Source organism: Streptomyces hilarionis, assembly GCF_024539675.1.
Taxonomy (GTDB): Bacteria; Actinomycetota; Actinomycetes; order Streptomycetales; family Streptomycetaceae; genus Streptomyces; species Streptomyces hilarionis.
Genome location: NZ_JAHHIT010000287.1, coordinates 1 through 5,114 on the forward strand (window position 1 = coordinate 1; position 5,114 = coordinate 5,114).

Annotated in this window: 5 protein-coding genes; 2 read left to right on the top strand and 3 right to left on the bottom strand. The window is 73.0% G+C overall.

Annotation, left to right across the window (positions count from 1 at the left end):
- The 3 genes from KMS84_RS37730 to KMS84_RS37740 form a co-directional block, all read right to left on the bottom strand.
- Positions 1–1,183 (bottom strand): NADH-quinone oxidoreductase subunit C (locus KMS84_RS37730; protein WP_256921072.1); only part of this gene is annotated, 1,183 nt, incomplete at its 3' end.
- On the bottom strand, positions 1,180–1,875 hold the full coding sequence (locus KMS84_RS37735; RefSeq protein WP_256921073.1) for an NADH-quinone oxidoreductase subunit B: 696 nt from the start codon (positions 1,873–1,875) through the stop codon (positions 1,180–1,182). The genes KMS84_RS37730 and KMS84_RS37735, both read right to left, overlap by 4 nt.
- On the bottom strand, positions 1,866–2,273 hold the full coding sequence (locus KMS84_RS37740) for an NADH-quinone oxidoreductase subunit A (RefSeq protein ID WP_256921074.1): 408 nt from the start codon (positions 2,271–2,273) through the stop codon (positions 1,866–1,868). Before KMS84_RS37740 ends, KMS84_RS37735 begins: the two co-directional genes overlap by 10 nt.
- 292 nt (positions 2,274–2,565) lie before the next feature.
- On the opposite strand from KMS84_RS37740, the gene KMS84_RS37745 reads away from it, so the two are divergent.
- Positions 2,566–3,798 carry a sensor histidine kinase gene (locus KMS84_RS37745; RefSeq protein ID WP_256921075.1) on the top strand — a complete coding sequence of 411 codons (1,233 nt, stop codon included), beginning with the start codon at positions 2,566–2,568 and terminating at the stop codon, positions 3,796–3,798.
- Positions 3,799–3,920: 122 nt separating this feature from the next.
- On the top strand, positions 3,921–5,114 hold a 1,194-nt coding region (locus KMS84_RS37750), incomplete at its 3' end, for a sensor histidine kinase (protein WP_256921076.1).

The following is a 5,114-nucleotide window of genomic DNA, read 5'->3' on the forward strand; positions in this document are numbered from 1 at the left end:
GTGCCTGAAGAGCCGCGGGGGCGGCGGAGGACGAGGCGGGGGGCTGGGTGCGCTGCGAGGCCGAGCCCTGGGAGGCGGACCTGGCGCGGCGCGGCCCGGCCGGAGGCTTCGAGACCGGTTCCTGGGGGGCACTGGCACCGCCCGTGCCACCCGCGGCTCCCGTGGCGTCCGCTGCTGCCTCGGCGTCCGACGCTCCGGTGGTGCCGGGCGTTCCCGCGGTGCCGGGCATTCCCGTGGAGCCGGGCATTCCCGTGGAGCCGGGCGTTCCCGCGGTGCCGGGCGTTCCCGTGGAGCCAGGTGCTCCTGTGGAGCCGGGTGTTCCCGTGGCTTCGGGTGTTCCCGTCGCTTCGGGGGCGCTCGCGGCTCGTTGCGAGGCGGAGCCTGCGCCGGCGCTTCGGGCGCGACGGGGGGTGCCGGGGGGCGTGGATGCGGGGGTCTCCGGCGTGGTCGGCGCCGGCGTCGAGGGCGTCTCCGGGGTCGTCGCAGGCCGGCTCGCCGAGCCCTCGGCTGCCGTGCGGGCGCGGCGGACCGGTCGGTCGGCCGCGGCGCGGGCCGGTCGCTCGCCGGCCGTGCGGCCTGCCGCGGCGCGGGCCGGACGGGCCGGGGCCGGAGGGAGCTGGCCCTTCAGGGGGCCCCATTCGTTGGGGTCGGGCACGCCTGGGGGAAGCATCTGGCGGCGTTTGGGACCGCCGTGCTCGGACTCGCCGGGTTCCTTCGCTCCGGGCCAGGCCTTGGCGACGCGGGCCGCCAGGACGAAGTCCTTGCGCAGGGGGTGCCCTTCGAAGGTTTCCGGAAGAAGGAGGTGGTCGAGGGCCGGGTGGCCCTCGAAGGTGACGCCGAACATCTCGTGCGTCTCGCGTTCGTGCCAGGCGGCGCCGGCGTAGACGTCGACGGCGGTGGCGAGGGCCGGCGCCTCGTGCGGGATCGTCGTGCGCACGAGGAGGCGGCGGACCGGTGCCAGGGCGACGACGTGGGCGGAGACGCGGAAGCCCGTGCCGGGTTCGTCGACCGCGCTCAACCAGTCGAAGTAGCTGCACGAGAGGCGGTCGCGGGCCACGCGCAGGGCGTCGGTCCAGGAGGCGGGGGGAACGTCGACGGTGAGGACGTCGTACGACTCCTCGGCGGTGGCCTCGGGACCGAAGAGTTCCTCGGCGGGTGCGGGCAGCCAGCCGACCGTGCTCATCGGTCCTCCTCGGAGGCGCCCTGGCCGGGCTCGGAGGTCGCGGGCTGTGCGGGCGCCGTCGGGGTCGGCGCGGGCGGGGGGCTCAGCAGGCCGCTCTGCAGGGCCGCCGGGGACGGGCGGGACGCCGACGTGCCGTAACGCTCGTCGAGCGACTCCCGTGCGATCTTCTCCTGGAGCTTGAGGATGCCCTGGAGCAGGGCCTCGGGACGCGGCGGGCAGCCCGGCACGTAGACGTCCACCGGGATGATCTGGTCGACGCCCTTCGTCACGGAGTACGAGTCCCAGTAGGGGCCGCCGCAGTTGCTGCACGCGCCGAAGGAGATGACGTACTTCGGTTCGGGCATCTGCTCGTAGAGGCGCTTCACCGCCGGGGCCATCTTGTCGGTGACGGTGCCGGAGACGACCATCAGGTCCGCCTGGCGCGGGCCCGGAGCGAAGGGGATGACGCCGAGGCGGATGAAGTCGTGGCGGGCCATCGACGCGGCGATGAACTCGATCGCGCAGCAGGCCAGACCGAAGTTGAAGACCCACAGCGAGTAGCGGCGGCCCCAGTTCAGGACCACCTTCATCGGTTCGGGGGCGAGGCGGGCCAGGGCGCCGAGGCGCTTCGGCTCGGGCAGGAGCACGGGCGTCGAGGGCGGCTGCTCCGGCCGGCCGGCGGGCGACGGGGTGGCTTCCGGCGTCACGTCCATGTCAGGACGCCCTTCTTGTAGGCGTACAGCAGGCCCACGGCCAGGAAGCCGAGGAAGACGAACATCTCCACGAGCGTGGCCGCTCCGTAGCCGGGGGCCGCGAAGACCGTCGCCCAGGGAAAGAGGAAGATCGAGTCGACCGCGAAGATCACGTACAGGAAGGCGTAGACGTAGTAGCGGACCTGGGTGTGGGCCCAGCCCTCGCCGACCGGGTCCACGCCGCACTCGTAGGTCAGGAGTTTCTCCGGGGTGGGGACCACCGGGCGCAGCAGGCGTCCCGCGCCGAAGGCGACGGCGACGAACAGCACGCCGACGACGGCGAGCAGTCCGACGACGGAATAGGACTGGAAGTAGTCCGCCGCGACCTCCGCCGCGACATCGACGGTCGGTTCCCGCACGTCCGTCCCCTCGCTCCCTGACCTCGGCACACCGGGCCGCTGCGGCGGTCTCCGCGGTGGTCACGGCAGCGGTAACCGTGGCGGTCACCGCGACGACCGGCCGTTCGACGATCTGTACGCACGGGAGTCTAGGCCCTGATAAAGGGACAGTAAGCAGCCCGTCACCGGTCGGGGCGGGTGCCGGGACGCGAGGGCGGCGCGCGGGGTCGCGCGGGGGCGGGGGTTTTCCCCCGGCCGAGGAAGGCGGCAGACCTCATGGCGCGCCGCCGTGCGGAACGGCAGGCTGAGCCGTATGACCGCTTCCGCCAGCCACTCCTCCCTCCGGCCGGGACCGTCCGGTCCGGGGGGCGCCGGGTACGACGACGATCGTCCGCCCCCGGTCCGCTTCGCCTACGACCCGCAGACCTGGAAGGAGATCACGTACCTCCTGACGAATCTGCCGATGGCGCTGATCGGTTTCACCTATGTGATGACGGTGATCGTGCCCGGGGCCGCGATGACCGTCACCGTGGTCGGTTTCCCGCTGCTGATGCTGGGGCTGACCGGGTCGCGGCTGATGGGGCGGTTCGAGCGGTGGCGGGCCCGTCTCCTGCTCGGGATGCGCATCGACGAGCCGAGCCCGTTGCCGCTGCGCAGGGCGGGCGGTCCTCTTCAGCGGATGTGGCTGGCGCTGAAGGACCCGGTGGGCTGGCGCACCGTGCTGTACGACCTGATACGGCTGCCCTGGGGGGTGCTGACGTTCTCCGTGGTCGTCCCGGCGCTCTTCGTGCTGTGGCCGGTGCTGCCGTATCTGGCGCGCAGGTTGTCGGACGCGGACCGGGCGATGGTGCGCGCGTTGCTGTCCCCCTCCGACGAACTGGAACGGCGGATCGCCGAACTGGAGTCGGATCGGGGGGTCGTCGTGGACACGGCGGCCGCCGATCTGCGGCGCATCGAGCGCGATCTGCACGACGGGGCGCAGGCCCGGCTGGTCAACCTGGCGATGGGGCTGGGCCTGGCCAAGGAGAAGCTGCTGGAGGGGCAGGCCGACGACGTCGTCGCGGCGATGGTGGAGGAGGCGCACGGCGAGGTGAAGCTGGCGTTGCAGGAGCTGCGGGATCTGGCGCGCGGAATCCACCCGGCGGTCCTGACCGACCGGGGGCTGGACGCGGCCCTGTCGTCGGTGGCCTCGCGCTGCACGGTGCCGGTGAAGGTGACCGCCGACCTGCCGTCGAGGCCGGCGCCGGCGATCGAGGGCATCGCGTACTTCACCGTCTCGGAGCTGTTGCAGAACGTCAGCAAGCACAGCGGGGCCCGGGCGGCCTCGGTGGACGTGTGGCGGACGGACGACCGGTTGCTCGTCCAGGTGTGGGACGACGGCCGGGGCGGGGCATCGCTGGACGGCGGCTCGGGGATGCGGGGGCTCGCGGAGCGGCTGGACGCCGTGGACGGGCTGTTCGTCGTGGATTCGCCGGTGGGGGGTCCCACGACGGTGACGGCGGAGCTGCCCTGGCGGGAGCGCGGGGACGGCCGCCGCGGGAGGTAGGGATAACCCCCCTTCGGAGACGCCGACCAACTCCATGGTCCGCGCGCCCGCCGCCGAGGAGGCTGGGAGCTACGGATCGACAGCTGCGCGACGAGCAGGACGACGAGGAACGGACGACGCCGATGGCCACGCAGTACGGGCAGTACGGGGAGTACGACCGCTACCGGCAGGACGACCTCTACCGGGAGGGCGACCGCTACGGGCGGGACGAGCGGGCCGGGGACGGGTACGCCCGCCCGGGCGGACGGCGTCTGCTGCCGGCCGGGCTGCGCGAGCCGTTCACGGCGCGCCACTGGCGCGAGCTCCTCTACGTGCTGCTGGGACTGCCGGTCGGCGTCGTGCTGTTCACGTTCGCCGTCACGATGCTCTCGCTGGGAGCGGGCCTGCTGGTGACGTTCCTCGGCGTTCCGGTGCTGGCGGCGGGCCTGGCCGCGTGCCGGGGGCTCGGCGCGCTGGAGCGGGTGCGGGCACGCGGGCTGCTCGGCCTGGAGGTGGGCGACCCCGAGCCGCTCAGGGCTCCCCGCGGCGGTGCGATGAGCTGGATGGGCGCCGTCCTCAAGAGCGGAACGTCGTGGCGGAACATGCTGTACGCGGTGGTGCAGTTCCCGTGGGCGGTGTTCTCCTTCACCGTCACCGTCACCGTGTGGTCGCTCGGCTGGTCGATGCTGACGTATCCGCTGTGGTTCTGGGTCTTCCCGATGTACGGCGGTCAGGGCGGCCTTCAGCTGTACGGCGACCAGGCGCACAGCGTCTATCTCGACAACCCCTTCGAGATCACCGTGACGGCGCTGGTGGGGCTGCTGATCACGCTGGCCGCGCCGTGGATCGTGCGGGCACTGACGACGGTGGACCGGCTGCTGGTGCACGGGCTGCTCGGGCCGTCGTCGCTGGGGGCGCGGGTCGTGGAGCTGGAGTCGGACCGGGGGGTCGTCGTGGACACGGCGTCGGCCGACCTGCGGCGCATCGAGCGCGATCTGCACGACGGGGCACAGGCCCGGTTGGTCACCCTGGCGATGGATCTGGGGCTGGCGAAGGAGAAGCTGCGGGAGGATCCCGAGGCGGCGGCGCGCATGGTCGGCGAGGCGCACGGCGAGGTGAAGACGGCTCTGCAGGAGCTGCGGGACCTGGCGCGCGGGATCCATCCGGCGGTCCTGACCGACCGGGGCCTGGACGCGGCCCTGTCCTCGGTGGCCTCGCGCTGCACGGTGCCGGTGACGGTGGACGTGGATCTGGTGGAACGGCCGGCGCCGGCGATCGAGGGCATCGCGTACTTCACCGTCTCGGAGCTGTTGCAGAACGTCAGCAAGCACAGCGGG

Bases quoted from the DNA above. Each gene is read 5' to 3' on its own strand.
- KMS84_RS37735 (WP_256921073.1), bottom strand. From the start codon at position 1,875: ATGGACGTGACGCCGGAAGCCACCCCGTCGCCCGCCGGCCGGCCGGAG.
- KMS84_RS37745 (WP_256921075.1), top strand. From the start codon at position 2,566: ATGACCGCTTCCGCCAGCCACTCCTCCCTCCGGCCGGGACCGTCCGGT.